At 62.5% G+C, this 17,722-nt stretch carries 15 protein-coding genes and 1 tRNA gene; 11 read left to right on the plus strand and 5 right to left on the minus strand.

Features of this window, described 5'->3' with window-relative positions; genetic code table 11:
- The first annotated feature begins 23 nt into the window (after nt 1–23).
- Nucleotides 24–893: a MurR/RpiR family transcriptional regulator gene (locus BMG03_RS01725; RefSeq protein WP_075775167.1), complete on the plus strand. Its 870-nt coding sequence runs from the start codon at nt 24–26 to the stop codon at nt 891–893.
- An 87-nt stretch (nt 894–980) separates the two neighbouring features.
- Here BMG03_RS01725 and BMG03_RS01730 read toward each other — a convergent pair.
- Nucleotides 981–1,065, minus strand: a tRNA-Leu gene (locus BMG03_RS01730).
- Nucleotides 1,066–1,225: 160 nt separating this feature from the next.
- Here BMG03_RS01730 and BMG03_RS01735 point away from each other — a divergent pair.
- The 8 genes from BMG03_RS01735 to mtgA all read left to right on the plus strand — a co-directional run bounded on the left by BMG03_RS01735 (nt 1,226) and on the right by mtgA (nt 12,516).
- Nucleotides 1,226–2,212 carry a complex I NDUFA9 subunit family protein gene (locus BMG03_RS01735; protein WP_075775166.1) on the plus strand — a complete coding sequence of 329 codons (987 nt, stop codon included), beginning with the start codon at nt 1,226–1,228 and terminating at the stop codon, nt 2,210–2,212.
- Nucleotides 2,213–2,261: 49 nt separating this feature from the next.
- A complete protein-coding gene (locus BMG03_RS01740; RefSeq protein WP_075775165.1) occupies nt 2,262–3,059 on the plus strand; it encodes an undecaprenyl-diphosphate phosphatase in 798 nt (265 codons plus the stop codon).
- Between the two features lie 218 nt (nt 3,060–3,277).
- The gene (locus BMG03_RS01745) at nt 3,278–4,711 is read left to right on the plus strand and encodes an NAD(P)-dependent oxidoreductase (protein WP_075775164.1); all 1,434 of its coding nucleotides are present in this window, start codon (nt 3,278–3,280) and stop codon (nt 4,709–4,711) included.
- A gap of 35 nt (nt 4,712–4,746) precedes the next feature.
- Complete coding sequence (locus BMG03_RS01750) at nt 4,747–5,502, plus strand: hypothetical protein (protein ID WP_233243063.1); 756 nt, start codon at nt 4,747–4,749, stop codon at nt 5,500–5,502.
- Nucleotides 5,499–10,037 carry a glutamate synthase large subunit gene (gltB, locus tag BMG03_RS01755; RefSeq protein WP_075775162.1) on the plus strand — a complete coding sequence of 1,513 codons (4,539 nt, stop codon included), beginning with the start codon at nt 5,499–5,501 and terminating at the stop codon, nt 10,035–10,037. Before BMG03_RS01750 ends, gltB begins: the two co-directional genes overlap by 4 nt.
- Before the next feature lie 76 nt (nt 10,038–10,113).
- Nucleotides 10,114–10,689 carry a DUF1269 domain-containing protein gene (locus tag BMG03_RS01760; protein ID WP_075775161.1) on the plus strand — a complete coding sequence of 192 codons (576 nt, stop codon included), beginning with the start codon at nt 10,114–10,116 and terminating at the stop codon, nt 10,687–10,689.
- 131 nt (nt 10,690–10,820) lie between these two features.
- Nucleotides 10,821–11,738 carry a Hint domain-containing protein gene (locus BMG03_RS01765; protein WP_075775160.1) on the plus strand — a complete coding sequence of 306 codons (918 nt, stop codon included), beginning with the start codon at nt 10,821–10,823 and terminating at the stop codon, nt 11,736–11,738.
- A 31-nt stretch (nt 11,739–11,769) separates the two neighbouring features.
- Nucleotides 11,770–12,516: a monofunctional biosynthetic peptidoglycan transglycosylase gene (gene mtgA, locus BMG03_RS01770; RefSeq protein WP_075775159.1), complete on the plus strand. Its 747-nt coding sequence runs from the start codon at nt 11,770–11,772 to the stop codon at nt 12,514–12,516.
- On the opposite strand, the gene BMG03_RS01775 is transcribed toward mtgA, so the two are convergent.
- Genes BMG03_RS01775 through BMG03_RS01790 form a run of 4 tightly spaced genes read right to left on the minus strand, consistent with a single transcriptional unit; the run spans nt 12,517 to nt 16,307 of the window.
- Nucleotides 12,517–13,083 carry a DUF3833 domain-containing protein gene (locus BMG03_RS01775; RefSeq protein ID WP_233243064.1) on the minus strand — a complete coding sequence of 189 codons (567 nt, stop codon included), beginning with the start codon at nt 13,081–13,083 and terminating at the stop codon, nt 12,517–12,519.
- A gap of 1 nt (nt 13,084) precedes the next feature.
- Nucleotides 13,085–14,248 (minus strand): SAM-dependent methyltransferase, encoded by a 1,164-nt coding sequence (locus BMG03_RS01780; protein WP_075775449.1) that lies wholly within the window; start codon nt 14,246–14,248, stop codon nt 13,085–13,087.
- Nucleotides 14,248–15,000 carry a DUF1365 domain-containing protein gene (locus BMG03_RS01785; protein ID WP_075775158.1) on the minus strand — a complete coding sequence of 251 codons (753 nt, stop codon included), beginning with the start codon at nt 14,998–15,000 and terminating at the stop codon, nt 14,248–14,250. Before BMG03_RS01785 ends, BMG03_RS01780 begins: the two co-directional genes overlap by 1 nt.
- Entirely contained in the window at nt 14,997–16,307 is a 1,311-nt protein-coding gene (locus BMG03_RS01790; RefSeq protein ID WP_075775157.1) for an NAD(P)/FAD-dependent oxidoreductase, read from the minus strand. Before BMG03_RS01790 ends, BMG03_RS01785 begins: the two co-directional genes overlap by 4 nt.
- 46 nt (nt 16,308–16,353) lie before the next feature.
- On the opposite strand from BMG03_RS01790, the gene BMG03_RS01795 reads away from it, so the two are divergent.
- Both BMG03_RS01795 and BMG03_RS01800 read left to right on the plus strand, forming a co-directional pair.
- Nucleotides 16,354–17,085 (plus strand): sigma-70 family RNA polymerase sigma factor, encoded by a 732-nt coding sequence (locus tag BMG03_RS01795; protein ID WP_276206157.1) that lies wholly within the window; start codon nt 16,354–16,356, stop codon nt 17,083–17,085.
- Nucleotides 17,082–17,720: a ChrR family anti-sigma-E factor gene (locus tag BMG03_RS01800; protein ID WP_075775155.1), complete on the plus strand. Its 639-nt coding sequence runs from the start codon at nt 17,082–17,084 to the stop codon at nt 17,718–17,720. The genes BMG03_RS01795 and BMG03_RS01800 overlap by 4 nt, the downstream gene beginning before the upstream one ends.
- The last annotated feature ends 2 nt before the right edge of the window (nt 17,721–17,722 follow it).

The following is a 17,722-nucleotide window of genomic DNA, read 5'->3' on the forward strand; positions in this document are numbered from 1 at the left end:
TGATTCGCACGGGAGTGCCCGATTTGTCAGCAGCCACGCAAAGCATCGAAGACAGGCTCCGGTCGGGCATCGAAGAGATGACCCGGACCGAGAAGCAGCTCGCCGGACATATCCTGCGTCACTATCCGATGGCGCTTCTGGGATCTGTCGCGCAGCTGGCGCGCGCCGCCGAGGTCTCCTCTCCCACCGTCGTGAGACTTGCCCAGAAGATGGGCTATGGTGGCTATCCGGGACTGCAGCAGGCGGTGCGCGACGAGCTGGAGGCGCAGCTTGTCTCACCGCTCGTCAAACATGACCGCTGGGCGGGGGATGCGCCCGATACCCATATGATCAACCGCTTCGCCGATACGGTTCTGGGCAACCTGCAGGCGACCCTGAAGCAGATCGACCATGCCGAGTTCGACGCCGCCGCCGCGATGATGGCCGATCCGAAGCGGCGCATTTTCGCGACCGGGGGCCGGATCACCGGCCCGATCGCAGCTTATTTCGTGGCACATATGAAGGTGATCCGGCCCGGGGTCGAGCTGCTCGAACCGCTATCGAACAGCTGGCCGCCCGCGCTTCTGGAGATGCAGAAGGGCGACGTGCTGCTGGTATTCGACATTCGCCGCTATGAATCGAGCGTGCTGCAACTGGTGGAGATGGCGGTCGAGCAGGGCGCGGAAGTCGTGCTGATCACCGATCCCTGGGTCTCGCCTGCCGCGGCGCATGCGCGCTATCGGTTTTCGGCGCAGATCGAAGCGCCCTCGGCATGGGATTCGACGGTCGCGATTCAGGTTCTGGTCGAAACGTTCATGGCTGCGATCCAGTCGCTCACTTGGGAGGAAACCTCGGCCCGCATGGCTAGGCTCGAGGCGCTTTACGATCGCGCGCGCTTTTTCCGCAGGAAATAAAGCAAAGCGCGGGCCGCTGCACGAGGACGCGTCACCCGAAAACGAAAAAGTCGCGCAACCCAGATGAGTTGCGCGACTTTTTAGTAGTGGTGCCCAGGAGAGGACTCGAACCTCCACGCCTTGCGGCACACGGACCTGAACCGTGCGCGTCTACCAATTCCGCCACCTGGGCAGGTGCCGTGGAGCGCGAGATACAGAGCGGCGCTGGGACTGTCAACGGGGATCGACACGAAAAATTCGCAAGCTTTCACTCTTCGGGTCTTTGGCCTTGTTCCCGCGGGGGCGAGGCGGTAATCAAAGGACGAAATTCTTGCAAGGAAAGGCCTCTGCCCATGTCCAAGCTGGTTACGATCTACGGCGGTTCGGGGTTCGTCGGGCGGTATATCGCGCGGCGCATGGCAAAGGACGGTTGGCGGATTCGCGTTGCGGTCCGGCGTCCGAACGAGGCGCTCTTCGTCAAACCCTACGGTGCGGTCGGGCAAGTCGAGCCGGTCTTCTGTAACATTCGCGACGATGCCAGCGTGCGCGCGGCGATGCAGGGCGCGGATGCGGTGATCAACTGCGTCGGCATCCTGGTGAACGAAGGCAAGAACAAGTTCGGGGCGGTGCAGGCCGAAGGCGCAGGCCGCGTGGCACGTATCGCCGCAGAGATGAACGTGCCGAAACTGGTGCAGATCTCGGCCATTGGCGCCGATCCGGACAGCCCCAGCGAATATGCCCGCACCAAGGCTGCGGGCGAGAAAGCGGTTCTGGAGGCCTATCCGCAGGCCGTGATCCTGCGTCCCTCGATCATTTTCGGCAACGAGGACGGTTTCTTCAACAAGTTCGCCTCGATGGCGCGCTTCACCCCGATCCTTCCGATCACCGGTGGCAAGACCAAGTTCCAGCCGGTCTTCGTCGACGATGTCGCGAAGGTGGCGGTCATGGGCGCCGACGGGAAAGTCGCGCCCGGCATCTATGAACTCGGCGGGCCGGATGTAGAAACCTTCCACGACCTGATGAAGCAGATGCTGGCAGTGATCCACCGTCGTCGGCTCGTGCTGTCGCTGCCGCGCTGGATCGCAAGCATCATGGGCGGCGTCTTCGATCTGGGCCAGGCCGTCACCGGCGGGCTGTTCACCAACCGCATCCTCACGCGCGATCAGGTGAAGAACCTGCAGGCTGACAATGTCGTGTCCGAGGGGGCGAAAGGCTTCTCCGATCTCGGAATCCATCCTATGGCAATGGAAGCCGTGATGCCCGGCTACCTGTGGCGCTTCCGTCCCGGTGGCCAGTATGACGACATCAAGGCTTCCGCGAAGAACCTTCGCAAGACCTGACCCACCTCCAAGCGTCGCGTGCGGCGCAGTTCTGACATAGGCGGTATTCTTGAGCTATCTGAACGATGTTCTGCTCGGTGTGATTGAAGGGATCACCGAGTTCCTCCCGATTTCGAGCACTGGCCACCTCATTCTCGCCGAACATTGGCTCGGTACGCGCTCGGACACCTACAATATCGTCATTCAGGCCGGGGCGATCCTCGCCGTCACACTGATCTACTGGCGCCGCCTGATGGAACTGCTGTTCAACTGGCGCGATCCTGAAAACCGCGACTATTTAGCGAAGCTGACCGTTGCCTTCCTGATCACGGCCGTTCTGGGCCTAATCGTAAAGAAGATGGGCTTCGAGTTGCCGACGGCCATTCAGCCAGTCGCCTGGGCGCTGGTGATCGGCGGCTTCTGGATGCTCTTTGCCGAACGCGTCGCGGATCGTCAGCCCGATAGCAGCCACGTTTTCTGGCGTGTCGCGATCGCAGTCGGGATCGCGCAGATCGTGGCCGGGGTCTTCCCGGGCACCTCGCGTTCCGCCACGACGATCTTCGTAGCGATGCTTCTGGGCACCTCGAACCGCGCGGCCGCGACGGAATTCGCCTTCCTCGTCGGCATCCCCACCATGTATGCGGCGAGCGGTTACGAATTGCTCAAACAGTTCAAGGACGGTGCCGGCGGCAACGAGGACTGGACCGCGCTCAGCGTCGCCTTCATCGTCTCGACAATCACGGCCTTTGTCGCGGTGAAATGGCTCCTTGGCTACATTCAGGGGCACCGTTTCACCATCTTCGCGATCTACCGGATCATCTTCGGTGGGCTCTTGCTGAGCCTCGCGGCGGTCGGTGTGCTAGGCTGACGAAGCGCGAATCGCTTTTTGGCGGTGCGTCATCTTCAGGAAAATCAGGGAAAAGCCGCAATAACGTAAACTAAGCTGACCTAGTTTGAGTGATTTTGAGAGGCCTTCTCGCGCACCTCACACAAAAAACGCACATTTAGGTCAGCCTTGCTTACTTTTATTGCTGCGGCAAGCGGTGTAGTCATGCGCACCCACCGGTTTTCTAGGGAGGCGCCACAATGGCCAAGCAACCGATGCTCAAGTTCGTCAAGACGGCGAAAGAGATGCCTCAGAAGCGCGACGCGAACGTGCGCTCCCATGATTTCAACGAAATCTATCGCGAATACGCGGACGAGAAGGCTGCCGAGCAGGCGAGCCGCTGCAGCCAGTGCGGCGTGCCGTATTGCCACACGCATTGCCCGCTCCATAACAACATCCCCGACTGGCTGCGCCTGACCGCCGAAGGCCGTCTGCAGGAAGCCTATGAGATGTCGCAGGCGACCAATACCTTCCCGGAAATCTGCGGTCGCATCTGCCCGCAGGATCGTCTGTGCGAAGGCAACTGCGTGATCGAACAGTCGGGCCACGGCACCGTCACCATCGGCGCGGTCGAGAAATACATCACCGACACCGCTTTCGACATGGGCTGGGTGAAGCCGATCAAACCGGCGACCGAGCGTGCCGAAAGCGTCGGCATCATCGGCGCGGGTCCGGGCGGCCTGGCAGCGGCCGACATGCTGCGTCGCGCAGGCGTTCAGGTCACCGTCTATGACCGCTACGACCGCGCGGGCGGCCTGATGACTTACGGCATCCCCGGCTTCAAGCTCGAGAAAGACATCGTCATGCAGCGCGTGAAGCAGCTGGAAGATGGCGGCGTCGAATTCGTGCTGAACTGCAATGTCGGCACCGACATCTCCTTCGACGCGATCCGCGGAAAGCATGACGCGGTGTTGATCGCGACGGGCGTCTACAAGACGCGCGAACTGACCGACGAGGGGTCGGACGCGGCCGGCATCGTGCGCGCGATCGACTATCTCACCGCCTCGAACCGCAAGAGCTTCGGCGACGAGGTGCCGGAATTCGAGGACGGCACGCTCAACGCCAAGGACAAGCGCGTCCTCGTCATCGGCGGGGGCGACACCGCGATGGACTGCGTGCGCACCGCGATCCGTCAGGGCGCCACTTCGGTGAAATGTCTCTATCGCCGCGACCGCGCCAACATGCCGGGCTCGCAGCGCGAAGTGCAGAATGCCGAGGAAGAAGGCGTGGAATTCGTCTGGCTCTCCGCACCGGCCGGCTTCTCGGGCAATCCCGTCACCAACTGCTCGGTGCAGCGGATGCGTCTGGGCGCTCCGGACAAGTCGGGCCGTCAGAGCCCCGAGAAGATCGAGGGCGGCATCTATGACGAAGAGGCCGACCTGGTGATCAAGGCGCTCGGTTTCGAGCCCGAAGACCTGCCCGGCGCGTGGGACGCCGACGATCTGGAGACAACCCGCTGGGGCACCGTGAAGGCCGAGTTCGGCACCCACGCGACCTCGATCCCCGGCGTCTACGCGGTCGGCGACATCGTGCGCGGTGCTAGCCTTGTTGTCTGGGCGATCCGCGACGGGCGCGAAGCGGCTGGCTCGATCCTGAGCTATCTCGAAAACGTGGCGGCGGTGGCAGCGGAGTGATCCGCGCCCTGTCGATCTGAAAAGGAATGCATGCGATGCGGTCGAATTTTCTCGGCATGGCGATCTGCGGGGGGCTCTTCAGCGCCCTGCCCGCCCATGCCGCAGACTTCAAGCCGCCGCAGGGCTGCGAGGTCTTCATGACCGTGCAGATGCATAACTGTCAGGTCGCCAATTACTATCGCTGCGCCGCCGATCCCGAGGGCGATCTCTGGACCGCGTTCGCGGATGGCGAGGGCATCTATTACCTGAGCCATATAGATTCCGAAACTCGCTGGCTCGAAAGCGTGTCGACCGATACCGGCGAGATCGAGATGTTCGATCCGGGCGCGTCGAAGGACGCCCCCTCGTTCTCGGCGCTCTTGTCGGATGGCAAGGACGATTACGATTTCGTCACGCGGTCGAATTATCGGGGCCTGCGCCGCTATGTCGGCAGCGATGCCCTCACCGGCAACTCGCTCAGCATCGACGATGTTCCGCTCGAGACAATCACCTTCGACCTGCGCGAAGACGACCAGAACGGCCAAACCGTCGCGACCCGCACCGGCACGCAATATATCTCACGCAAGTATCGCGTGTTCTTCAGCGGTGCCGAGCGGTTCGAGAACGATCAGGGCGATGTCGTGAGTTATGACGACAGCCCGGTACGCTTCGACTTTCCCGGCGATCCCGGTTTTTCGACCGAGACGCCTGAATATGACTGCGACCTGATGATGACGGAGGCCGATCTGCGGCCCACGCGCGTCAGCCTCGCCCCCCTTTCCCGCTCTTTCTCCAAGGAGGCACTGCAATGACCAAATATGACGAAGCCTGGGTGGCCGCCGAGGAAGCGAAACGCCAGTGGATGAACGAGAATTCGCTGTGGAAGGAAGATGACGAGAAGGCGTCCTGCGGCGTCGGTCTCGTGGTGTCGATCGACGGCAAGGCCTCGCGCCGCGTCGTGGAGAACGGCATCGACGCGCTGAAGGCGATCTGGCACCGCGGCGCGGTCGATGCCGACGGCAAGACCGGCGACGGCGCGGGCATTCACGTCCAGATCCCGGCCCCCTTCTTCTACGACCAGATCCGCCGCACCGGCCACGAGCCGGACATGGAGAAAATGGTTGCCGTCGGTCAGGTCTTCCTGCCGCGCACCGATTTCGGCGCGCAGGAGCGCTGCCGCACGATCGTCGAATCCGAAGTTCTTCGGATGGGTCACTACATCTACGGCTGGCGCCACGTTCCGGTGAACACCGAAGTGCTGGGCGAGAAGGCCAACGCAACGCGTCCCGAGATCGAGCAGATCCTGATCCGCAACGACAAGGACATCGACGAGGAGCAGTTCGAGCGCGAGCTCTACATCATCCGTCGCCGCATCGAGAAAGCGGCGATCGCTGCGCAGATCAACGGGCTCTACATCTGCTCGCTGTCGACGCGCTCGATCATCTACAAAGGCATGATGCTGGCCGAGCAGGTCGCGGAATTCTATCCCGATCTGAAGGATGAGCGCTTCGAATCCGCCTTCGCGATCTATCACCAGCGCTATTCCACCAACACCTTCCCGCAGTGGTGGCTGGCGCAGCCGTTCCGGATGCTGGCGCATAACGGCGAGATCAACACGATCAAGGGCAATACCAACTGGATGAAGAGCCATGAAATCCGCATGGCCTCCTCGGCCTTCGGCGACAGCGCCGAAGACATCAAGCCGATCATCCCGGCAGGTGCGTCGGATTCCGGTGCGCTCGATGCGGTGTTCGAACTGATGGTCCGCTCGGGCCGCAACGCGCCGATGGTGAAGACCATGCTCGTGCCCGAGCCGTGGTCGAAATCCACCGATACGATGCCCTCCGCGTGGCAGGACATGTATGCCTATTGCAACGCCGTGATGGAGCCGTGGGACGGCCCCGCCGCGCTGGCGATGACCGATGGCCGCTGGGTCTGCGGCGGTCTCGACCGCAACGGCCTGCGCCCGCTGCGCTATGTCATTACCGGTGACGGCGTCCTGATCGCAGGCTCGGAAGCCGGCATGGTGCCGATCGATGAGGCGACGGTCGTGGAAAAGGGCGCGCTTGGCCCGGGTCAGATGATCGCGGTCGATATGCGCGAGGGCAAGCTCTACCACGACACCGAAATCAAGGACAAACTGGCCGCGGCACAGCCCTTCGGCGAATGGGTCGGCAAGGTTACCGATCTGAACGCGATCCTCGTGGACGTGCCGGAAGAGCCGAAATTCTCCGGCGGCACGCTGCGCAAGCGTCAAGTCGCAGCGGGCTACACGGTCGAAGAGATTGAACAGATTCTCGCGCCGATGGCAGAGGACGGCAAGGAAGCCATCGCCTCGATGGGCGACGACACGCCGCCTGCGGTTCTGTCCAAGCAATACCGTCCGCTGAGCCATTTCTTCCGTCAGAACTTCAGCCAGGTGACCAACCCGCCGATCGACTCGCTTCGTGAAAGCCGGGTGATGTCGCTCAAGACGCGCTTCGGCAACCTGAAGAACGTTCTCGACGAGGACAGCTCGCAGACCGAAATCTGGATCCTCGAAAGCCCGTTCCTCGCGAATTCCGAATTCGACCACATGCTCAAGGAATTCGGCGAGCAGGTGGCGATGATCGACTGCACCTTCCCGGCCAATGCGGATCAGGATGCGCTGCGCGAGGGTCTGACCCGGATCCGTCAGGAAGCCGAAGACGCGGTGCGCTCGGGTGCGCTGCATATCGTGCTGACCGACGAGGAGCAGGACGAGAACAAGGTCGCGATGCCGATGATCCTCGCGACCTCGGCGGTGCATAGCTGGCTGACGCAGAAAGGTCTGCGGACTTTCTGTTCGATCAACGTCCGCTCGGCGGAATGTATCGACCCGCATTACTTCGCGGTGCTGATCGGCTCGGGCGCGACCACAGTGAACGCCTATCTCGCGCAGGACACGATCGCCGACCGGATCGACCGTGGGCTGCTGAGCGGCTCGCTCGTCGATGCGATGCGCAAGTATCGCGATGCGATCGACGCCGGTCTGCTGAAGATCATGTCGAAGATGGGGATCTCGGTGATTTCCTCCTATCGCGGCGGTCTCAACTTCGAAGCCGTGGGTCTGTCGCGCGCGATGGTCGCGGAATATTTCCCCGGCATGCACTCGCGCATCTCCGGCATCGGTCTGCACGGCATCCAGCACGCGCTGGAAGGCGTGCATGCGAAGGGCTGGAAAGGCGGTCAGGACGTGCTGCCGATCGGCGGCTTCTACAAGGCGCGCCGCACCGGCGAAAGCCACGCCTGGGGTGCGCAGTCGATGCACATGCTGCAATCGGCCTGTAACCGCGCGAGCTATGACCTGTGGAAGCAGTATTCCGCGATGATGCGGGCGAACCCGCCGATCCACATCCGCGACATGCTGGACATCAAGTCGCTGGGCAAGCCGGTGCCGATCGAAGAGGTCGAGTCGATCACCTCGATCCGTAAGCGTTTCGTGACGCCGGGCATGTCGTTGGGCGCGCTTTCGCCCGAGGCGCACAAGCTCCTGAACGTCGCGATGAACCGGATCGGCGCGAAATCGGACTCGGGTGAAGGCGGCGAAGACCCGGCGCATTTCGTGCCCGAGCCGAACGGCGACAACCCGTCGGCGAAGATCAAGCAGGTGGCGTCGGGCCGTTTCGGTGTCACCGCCGAATACCTCAACCACTGCGAAGAGCTTGAGATCAAGGTCGCTCAGGGTGCCAAGCCCGGTGAAGGCGGCCAGCTTCCGGGGATGAAAGTCACCGACCTGATCGCGCGTCTGCGGCACTCGACCAAGGGCGTGACCCTGATCTCGCCGCCGCCGCACCACGACATCTACTCGATCGAAGACCTCGCGCAGCTGATCTACGACCTCAAGCAGATCAACCCGAAGGTCAAAGTGACGGTGAAGCTGGTGGCGTCCTCGGGCGTCGGCACGATTGCGGCCGGTGTCGCGAAGGCGAAGGCCGATATCATCCTGATCTCGGGCCACAACGGCGGCACGGGCGCATCGCCCGCGACCTCGATCAAATATGCCGGTCTCCCGTGGGAGATGGGTCTGACCGAGGCGCATCAGGTTCTCGCGATGAACAACCTGCGCGAACGCGTCACGCTGCGGACCGATGGCGGTCTGCGCACGGGGCGTGACATCGTGATGGCGGCAATGATGGGGGCCGAGGAATACGGCATCGGCACTGCCGCCCTGATCGCGATGGGCTGCATCATGGTCCGTCAGTGTCAGTCGAACACCTGCCCGGTGGGCGTCTGCACCCAGGATCCGGAGCTGCGCGCCAAGTTCACCGGCACCGCGGACAAGGTGGTGAACCTCATCACCTTCTACGCTCAGGAAGTTCGCGAAATCCTCGCCTCGATCGGTGCGCGTTCGCTCGACGAGGTGATCGGTCGCGCCGATCTTCTCAGCCAGGTGAGCCGCGGGTCGGCGCATCTCGACGATCTGGATCTCAATCCGCTCCTGATCACCGTCGATGGCTGGGACAAGATCGTCTACGACCGCTCGAAGCCGCGTAACTGGGTTTCGGACACGCTCGACGCCGAGATCATCAAGGACGGTCACCGCTTCTTCGAGGATGGCGAGAAGATGCAGCTCTCCTACGCGGTGCGCAACACGCTGCGCACCATCGGGACGCGCGCCTCTTCGCACATCGTGAAGAACTTCGGGATGCGCAACGCGCTGCAATCGGACCACCTGACGGTGAAGCTGACCGGCTCCTGCGGTCAGTCGCTGGGCGCCTTCGCGGCCCCGGGTCTGAAGATCGAAGTGTCGGGCGATGCCAACGACTATGTCGGTAAAGGTCTCTCGGGTGGCATGATCGTCGTCCGTCCGCCCATGGCTTCGCCGCTGGTGGCCTCCGAGAACACGATCATCGGCAACACCGTGCTTTACGGCGCGACCGAGGGTTACCTCTTCGCGGCGGGCCGCGCAGGCGAGCGCTTCGCGGTGCGTAACTCGGGTGCGAAAGTGGTGATCGAGGGCTGCGGCTCCAACGGTTGCGAATACATGACCGGCGGCGTCGCGGTGATCCTCGGCTCGATCGGCCCGAACTTCGGTGCGGGCATGACCGGCGGCATGGCCTATCTCTACGATCCGGACAATACGGCGGAAGAGCTGATCAATCTCGAAAGCCTCGTCACCTGCGGGCTGGGCCACGAGCATTGGGAAGCCGAGCTGAAAGGCCTGATCGAGCGTCACGTCGCCGAAACGGGATCGCGCAAAGGCGCAGATATTCTCCAGCACTGGGAGACCGAGAAGGCCAACTTCCTGCAGGTCTGCCCGAAGGAAATGCTGGCGCATCTGTCCTATCCGCTCAGCGACGAGCCGCAGGCAGTGCCGGCGGAATAAGGGAACCCACCCCCTCACGGAACCGTTTCAAAGGGCGAGACAGATGTCTCGCCCTTTGTTCTGTCTGGAGGTAACGATGTCCGAATTACTGGTGATGGCGCATGAAACGGAAGCCGCCGGTTTCGCGATGCGCGAGGAACTGACCGCCCTCGAGAAAGAGGGATTTTTCCGGTCGCAGGACATTGTCGTCGTGACCCGCGAGCAAAGCGGCGCGGTCCGGGTCCATGAGAACAGCAATACGGTCGCCCTCGGCGCGATCGGCGGCGCGGTCTGGGGCGGCGTCCTCGGGTTGGTTTTCCTGTCGCCACTGGTCGGGGCAGTGGTGGGCGCCGGGGCCGGGGTGATCTCGGGCAAATTCACGGATGTCGGGCTGAATACCTCCTTCCTGCGCGAGGCGGGAGAGAGCCTGCCGGAAGGCGGCTCTGCGGTTTTCATCATGCTTAAGAAAGCCAGCGCCGCCGAAGTGCTCGACCGAATGCGGACACTGGGCCATGCAAGCGGCCGCGTGCTGCAGATTCCCCTCCCGGAAGATTTCCACGAACGGCTGGAAGTCGCGCTCTCCTCCGGGGGCACCACGGCCTTCACCGGCGAGGAAATCAGCGAAGGCTCGACCGGCAGCCTTGCTCGTATGGTCGGCCCCTCTGCGCTCTGAATTGGCCCGTCGCCGGGCTGCCACTTTTTAATCCTATGTTAATTTTGCGCCTTGCAGGCGCCTTCGTGTCGCCCAGATCGCTGCTTACCACGTAACGAATAACCAATAATAACGTTACCAGGGCAGTAAAGATGGCGACTTATTACGATCAGTTCTACGTCATGGACCCGGGCAATCCGCCCACCGCAGGCACCGCCCTGTCTCCGACGACATTTGAAATCGTCGACAGGAACAACGACAACTGGATATCAAGCAGCAACGGTGCCCGCGACACGATCAACGGCCAACGCGTCACCGATGTCTGGCGCGGCGACACGATCACGATCGAACGTGCGAACGGCGTACAGGAAACGATCACCGGCGATACGTTCTACCTGCGCGACGGGACGGCCGTGTTTACGCCCTCGGACGGTACGATCCTCCACAACGCGACCTTCGTCAGCTCGACCTACGTCACGCAAAGCACGCAGGCCCCTGTCGGCGACCTCGGACCCGCCTGTTTTCTCGCCGGCACGCGGATCGAGACACCCACTGGTCCGCGTGCGGTCGAAACGCTCTCGGCAGGCGATCTCGTCTCAACCGAAGACGAAGGGCCGCAGCCGCTCCTTTGGGCGGGGGGACGGGTCTGCCGTGGCGCCGGCCTTTACGCGCCGGTCCGCTTCGCCGCCGGTGCCATTGGCAACGAACGTCCGCTCTACGTATCGCAGGAACACCGGATGTTGCTGCGCGGCTGGCGCGCCGAGATCGCCTGCGCGGATAGCGAGGTGCTGATCGCCGCAAAGCATCTGGTGAATGGCAAAAGCGTGCGGATCGAGCCGAGGGCAACCGTCCGCTATCGCCATCTGCTTTTCGCGCGGCATCATATTCTGATTGCCGAAGGTGCGCCGAGCGAGAGCCTCTTTCCAGGGAATATGATCCTCGACGAAGATCGCGACCTCGCGCAGGAGATCCGCACCGCGTGGACAGCCGTCTCAGACGCACCGATCGAAACCATGGTAACGGCGCGACAGGTGGCACGCGGGCCGGAATTGGCGCTCCTTGTCGCTTGACCCCTCGGGGCACGCTGTGACTTATACGCGCATGGCAAAGAGCACGAAAAAAACGGGCAGAAAGCCCGCCAAACGCAGCACGAAATCGAGTGTCTCCACCCGCATGCGAGCGCCGTTTCGCGGTGCTCTTAAATGGGCGCTGCGCGGCCTGCTCGGTCTCGTCGCGCTCGTGCTCGTGCTTATGGTTCTTTTCAAGTTCGTTAACCCACCGACCACCTGGACGATTTGGAGCGAACGCCAGCGGCTCGGTGCGGTGGATCAGAAATGGGTGCCGCTCGAGGATATTGCGCCGGTGCTTGCCCGGTCGGTCGTCGCGGCGGAGGATGCCAATTTCTGCAATCACTGGGGATTCGACATGCGCGCGATCCGCAAGGCGATCGACGATGGCGCCAATCGCGGCGCCTCGACGATCACCCAGCAGACCGTGAAGAACGTGTTCCTCTGGCAGGGCCGAAGCTGGCTGCGCAAGGCGCTGGAGGCGTCTATGACACCGCTCGCCGAAGCGATCTGGGGCAAGAGACGGATTTTGGAAATCTATCTTAACGTCGCCGAGTTCGATGAGGGAGCGTTCGGGGTGGATGCTGCGGCGCATCGCTATTTCCGCAGCACACCCGACAAGCTGAGCGCCCGGCAATCCGCGCTGATCGCAGGCGTCCTGCCGGACCCGAAGGACCGTTCGGCAGCGAAGCCCGGCAGCTTCCTGTCGCGCCGCGCGCGTTCGATCATGGATGGCGCGGCGACGATCCAGAAAGACGGCCGCGCCAGTTGCTTCGAGTGATCATTCGGCCGGTTCTGTCATCGGCCGCATGACCGCGAACAGCTCCGCCACCTTGATGCCGAATTTGCGCATCTGCGAACGGTTCAGAAGCGTCCCGTCCGGCATCAGGTAAATCCAGTCGGTCACGTCGAGCACATGGCCGCCCGCGTCTTCCGGCAGCCGCAGCCGGTACCGCATCCGCAGCGCGTTGCCCGACTGCTCCATCTCGGCGCGGCCTTCGATATCGTCGGCGGTCGAGCTGATCTCGCCGTTCGGCCCGAACTGAATATTCCATGCCCGGCTCTGGCGCCGCCCCGAGGCATATTCGAACTCTTCCTCGATTACGCCACCGTCATTGGTGAACCGCCCCGTCATCACAGCGCGGAAGCGGGAGGTGACGCGGCCGTCGGGCCCGTAGATCATGCCGTGCGCCTCGACAGGACCGTCGAAGGCCCGCCGGATGTCGAATTCCGGACTCTCTGCCGCGTAATCCGCAGATTTCTGCGCCGGGAAAGAGAAGAAGAAGTGTCGGACCAGCAAAGCCGCAAAGATCAGGGCCGCGACGACAATTAACAATTTCAGCATCATGTTACGCCCTCGCATGTGCCAGTTGCACCTGAACGACATCGGTATGGCCGACCGCGAAAGCCGCCGCGCAGGCTTCGAGATAGTAGGCCCAGTTGCGCAGGAATTCCGGGCCAAAGCCCAGCTCGGCAGCCCGCGCGCTGCGCTCTTTCAAGCGGGCGGCCCATTGCCGGCAGGTCTCGGCATAGTCTTGCCCGAAAGCGAAGCTGTCCTTCACCGCCAGGCCCGCCTTCGCCGCCTGATCCCGTATCACGCCGTCCGACAGGAGCATCCCGCCGGGGAAGGTGTATTGCCGGATGAAATCCGAGGTCTGGCGATATTTCGGAAAGTAGGAATCAGACACTGTTATGGCCTGAATCATTGCCGAACCGCCCTCCGCCAGCCGCTCTTTCAGAGTACGGAAATAGTTCGGCCAGTAGCGCTCTCCGACCGCTTCGATCATCTCGATGGAGACGATATGATCGAACTGCCCCGGCGTACGGCGATAGTCCTGAAGCCGGATATCCGCGCGCCCGTCGAGCCGCGCATCGGCATAGCCTTTCTGACTGGGAGAGATCGTGATGCCGGTGACGTGGCGCCCCTGCTCGGCCGCGCGTTCGGCGAAATGTCCCCAGCCGCAGCCGATCTCCAGCACCTGCTCCCCCTCACCCATCCGGTCGAGAATGCGATCGAGCTTGCGGTTTTGGGCCCGGTGCAGATCGCTGTCGCCCGGCGCGAAAAGCGCCGACGAATAGCTCATCCCTTCATCGAGCCAGAGTTGATAAAACTCATTTCCGACATCGTAATGCGCCCGAATGTTGCGCGAAGCGCCACGCAGCGAATTGGCCCGCATCAACCGGTCGATCAGGCGGAATTTCAGGTTCGACCAGAAGCCCGCATAGGCATAGCCGTCGACCACATCGAGGTTCTTCAGCGCGAGAGAAAGAAGCGCCTCGATCGAGGAGGTCTCCCATAGCCCCGCAATATAGGCCTCGCCCAGGCCGACATCGCCGCGAGACGCCATCGCCACCACGGCTTGCCAGTCGCGGATTTCCATATCGGCCTGCGGCTCTCCGTGACCAAAGCGGCGAGCGGTGCCGTCGGGCAGGCGCAAATAGAGGGTCCCATGCTCGATCTTCTCGCATGTGGCGAGGAATTCGCTGCGGATGCGGTTGGTCAGGAAAGGCATCATTGGCTGATCTCCTCGGTCGGGGGTGTGCGCCGCGGCAGGTAGCGGGCGCCTTTGAGCTTGAGCCGCAGGGCCTGCCAGTAGATCAGGCCGAGCGTGCGGATTGGGGTGAGCGGACGGCGCAGCGCCATCCCGAGAAGTGCCGCCGAGGTGAGTGGACGCCGGTCGGTCACGAGGGTCGCAACCACGCCTTCTTCTCCATTTCGGTGGTCGATGCGGATACGGATATGTTCCGTCCGGATATCGAAGCGGAAGCGATACTCACCCGCGATCGTCTGGAACGGGGAAACATGGAAGATCTTCGCGGCGTGAAGCTCGGTTTCCGCAGAAATAGGGTCGAAATCTGGGGTGGCGCAGAGATAGGAGTGACGATCACCGAAAGTGTTGTTCACCTCCGCGATAACGGCGCGCAGGTCGTCTTGCGCATCATAGGCCAGCCAGAAATTCACAGGGTTGAACCCAGCCCCGAGAATTTTCGGTTGGGTCAGAAGGCGGAGCTTCGCGATCTCCGGCGCACCGAGCCGAGAGAGCTGCTTGCGGACCCACTCCGCGCCTTCCCCATGATGAGGCGTCCCACCATAGTCCTTGTCCTGCACCGTCGCGAGGTTGCGCCCACGTCGTGAGAATACTCTTGGCCAGGGGCCCCGCGAATCCGGATCGATCAGCACGTAATCGACGTGATAGCGGAACTGGTGCGCAATTGCGCCCCGCCGGGCATGGACCGTGTGACCGGGACAGAATTCGCCACTCATGCGGGCACCTTCTCGAACTTGATCTGCGGCTGCGCCCCGCGATTGAGCTCGCGCGCAACCCGAACCGCCGAGGCGAACCCGTCCTCGTGGAAGCCATGACGTAGCCACGCCCCTGCAAACCAGGTCCGATTCAGACCCTGTATCGCCTGGATTTCGCCCTGCGCCCGCAACGCCGCGCGGTCGAAGACCGGGTGCCAGAAGACCTCGTGGTCGTAGATCTTTTCCTCGGCAATTGGTGTGTCGGGGTTCAGTGTGACAAAGAGCGGATCGCGCTCGGGGATGTTCTGCAACTTGTTCATCCAATAGGTCACACCAAGCCGCGTCTCGCTCGCACGGGTCTGCGCCTGGTAGACCCAGCTCGACCAACAAGCGCGCCGACGCGGCATCTGCGCCTCGTCGCGATGAAGATATACATCGTTTGGCTGATAGCGGACCGCCGAAAGCGCGGCCTGCTCCTGCGGGGTCGGCTTGGCCAGCAGCTTGAGCGCCTGATCGGAATGGGTGGCGATGATCACCTGGTCGAACTGATCCGGAAGGGCCTTTTCCGCCAAAATGGCCACCGAATTTCGCTCCCGCTTGATCGCGGTGACCGGGGTACCGGTGCGGAATTCGACACCACGCAGACGCAAGGCCGCCTCCAGCCGCTTTACATATTCGATCGACCCGCCCGAGACTGTCCACCACTGATGCTGACCGGTCGCCGACAACAGCGCGTGGTTCTCGAAGAAGCGCAGCAGGCTTTTCGCGGGAAACGCGCCGATCTGATCGGCGGGCGTGGACCAGATCGCCCCGCAAATCGGCAGCAGGTAATAGCGCCGGAACCAGTCGCCTAAGTTCAACTCGTCCAGCAGGCCGTCGATCGTCACGTCGTCACTCTGCGCGACCGAGACGGCTTTCGCATTGAACTTCGCGATATCCGCGACCATCCGCAGAAAGCCCGGCCGGGCGAGGTTGCGCTTTTGCGCCACAAGGCTGTTCAGATCGCGCAGCGCATATTCGAGGCGGCCTTGATCGATCGTCACGCCAAAGCTCATGTCGGATTTCTCGACGGGCACGTCGAGCTCGGAGAACAGGCGCGTCAGATGGGGATAATTCGCGTAGTTGAAGACGATGAAACCGGTATCGACCGGCTGATCGCCGTTGCGCCCCGCGACGATCGTCCGCGAATGCCCACCGAGCCGCGGCTCCGCCTCGTAGACGGTAACGCGGTTCTGCGGCGCGAGTTGCCAAGCCGCGGCCAGACCGGAAATCCCCGAGCCGATGATCGCGATGCGTTGCGCCTGTGGATGCACGGCATCAAATGACATTCGAATTCTCCCAAGCTCTTGAAGGCTTAACGGTGCATATTACCGTTTGGATCAGAAGTTTTTTCGCGACTCATGTGAACCAGATTCCCATAAGCTGCGTATCGGTCACATGCTGAGAGATGCGACCATCAACTTCGACACCACGGGGACCCCGCCAATCGCGGCGGGACATACCTTTGCCGGGAAGAGTATGGACGACAAGAATTCAGCGAAACCGACGCCAGAGGCGGCATGCGAGCAGACCGACTGGCTCGTCGCCGTTCGTGACAGGCGTGACAAGATGGCCTTCGCGCGGCTTTACGATCACTTCTCGCCGCGGCTGAAGGGGATGCTGGTGCGCTCTGGCATGTCGCAGGCGGCGGCGGAGGATGTGGTGCAGGACGTGATGCTCACGATCTGGCGCAAGGCTCATCTTTATGACGAAACGCGGGCGCGCGCCTCGGCATGGATCTACCGAATTGCGCGCAATCGGCAGATCGATGTGATCCGAAGACGGCCCCGGCCCGTTCCAGACGAGCTGGTCGCCGAAGCGGAAACGCGGGAAACCCGAGAAGCCGACGCGGCGATCGGGTTGGAACAGGAAGCGGCGCAGCTGCGTGAAGCGATCAAGGCTCTGCCCGAAGCGCAGCGCGACATTATCGAGCGGGCCTACGTGGGGGAACTCACACAGGCCGAAATACGCGAGGCAACCGGCCTCGCACTTGGGACGATCAAATCGCGGATCCGGCTCGCGCTGGAGAAGCTTAGACACGAGTTAAGGGATCTGAGAGACGAATGACGGAGATTACGCATCATTTGCCCGATTGGTTGGTTCGGTCTTACGCGACCGGCTCGCTGGGTCATGCGTTTTCGCTGGTCGTCGCGGCGCATGTGAGCCAGTGCGACGAGTGTCGCGCACGGCTTGAAGCAGAGGAACTGGCAGGCGGGCTGGTTCTGGACGAGCTTGAAGGCATGGCGCCGAGCGACGATTTGCGGCGACGTGTGTTTGATGGGCTGGACGACGACGATGTGATCGTCGCGGCGCAACCCGCGCGCGCAGGAATCTATCCGGGCGCCGTGGTCGAGGCGATGGGCGCGGACAACCCGCGCTGGCGTGCCTTGGGCGGCGGCATCAAGCAGGCCATTCTGAGCGAGGACAAAGAGGGGTCGGCCCGGCTTCTCTACATCCCGCCAGGAATGGCGGTGCCCGATCATACCCATGGCGGCCTGGAACTGACCATGGTTCTGCAGGGCTCCTTCTCGGACGAAACCGGGCGCTTTGGCGTGGGCGATGTGGAAGTGGCGGATGACGATCTCGACCACACGCCGATCGCGGGGATGGAAGATGTCTGCATCTGCCTCGCCGCGACCGATGCGCCGCTGAAGTTCAAGGGGCTCCTGCCGCGCCTACTGCAGCCGATTTTCCGGATTTGAGA

The organism is Thioclava nitratireducens (assembly GCF_001940525.2).
In the GTDB taxonomy this organism is placed as follows: Bacteria; Pseudomonadota; Alphaproteobacteria; order Rhodobacterales; family Rhodobacteraceae; genus Thioclava; species Thioclava nitratireducens.

Excerpts from the sequence above, each read along its gene's own strand:
- BMG03_RS01735 (WP_075775166.1), top strand. The coding sequence starts at position 1,226 with ATGTCCAAGCTGGTTACGATCTACGGCGGTTCGGGGTTCGTCGGGCGG.
- BMG03_RS01745 (WP_075775164.1), top strand. The coding sequence starts at position 3,278 with ATGGCCAAGCAACCGATGCTCAAGTTCGTCAAGACGGCGAAAGAGATG.
- BMG03_RS01750 (WP_233243063.1), top strand. The coding sequence starts at position 4,747 with ATGCGGTCGAATTTTCTCGGCATGGCGATCTGCGGGGGGCTCTTCAGC.
- gltB (WP_075775162.1), top strand. The coding sequence starts at position 5,499 with ATGACCAAATATGACGAAGCCTGGGTGGCCGCCGAGGAAGCGAAACGC.
- BMG03_RS01760 (WP_075775161.1), top strand. The coding sequence starts at position 10,114 with ATGTCCGAATTACTGGTGATGGCGCATGAAACGGAAGCCGCCGGTTTC.
- BMG03_RS01765 (WP_075775160.1), top strand. The coding sequence starts at position 10,821 with ATGGCGACTTATTACGATCAGTTCTACGTCATGGACCCGGGCAATCCG.
- mtgA (WP_075775159.1), top strand. The coding sequence starts at position 11,770 with ATGGCAAAGAGCACGAAAAAAACGGGCAGAAAGCCCGCCAAACGCAGC.
- BMG03_RS01775 (WP_233243064.1), bottom strand. The coding sequence starts at position 13,083 with ATGATGCTGAAATTGTTAATTGTCGTCGCGGCCCTGATCTTTGCGGCT.
- BMG03_RS01780 (WP_075775449.1), bottom strand. The coding sequence starts at position 14,248 with ATGCCTTTCCTGACCAACCGCATCCGCAGCGAATTCCTCGCCACATGC.
- BMG03_RS01785 (WP_075775158.1), bottom strand. The coding sequence starts at position 15,000 with ATGAGTGGCGAATTCTGTCCCGGTCACACGGTCCATGCCCGGCGGGGC.
- BMG03_RS01790 (WP_075775157.1), bottom strand. The coding sequence starts at position 16,307 with ATGTCATTTGATGCCGTGCATCCACAGGCGCAACGCATCGCGATCATC.
- BMG03_RS01800 (WP_075775155.1), top strand. The coding sequence starts at position 17,082 with ATGACGGAGATTACGCATCATTTGCCCGATTGGTTGGTTCGGTCTTAC.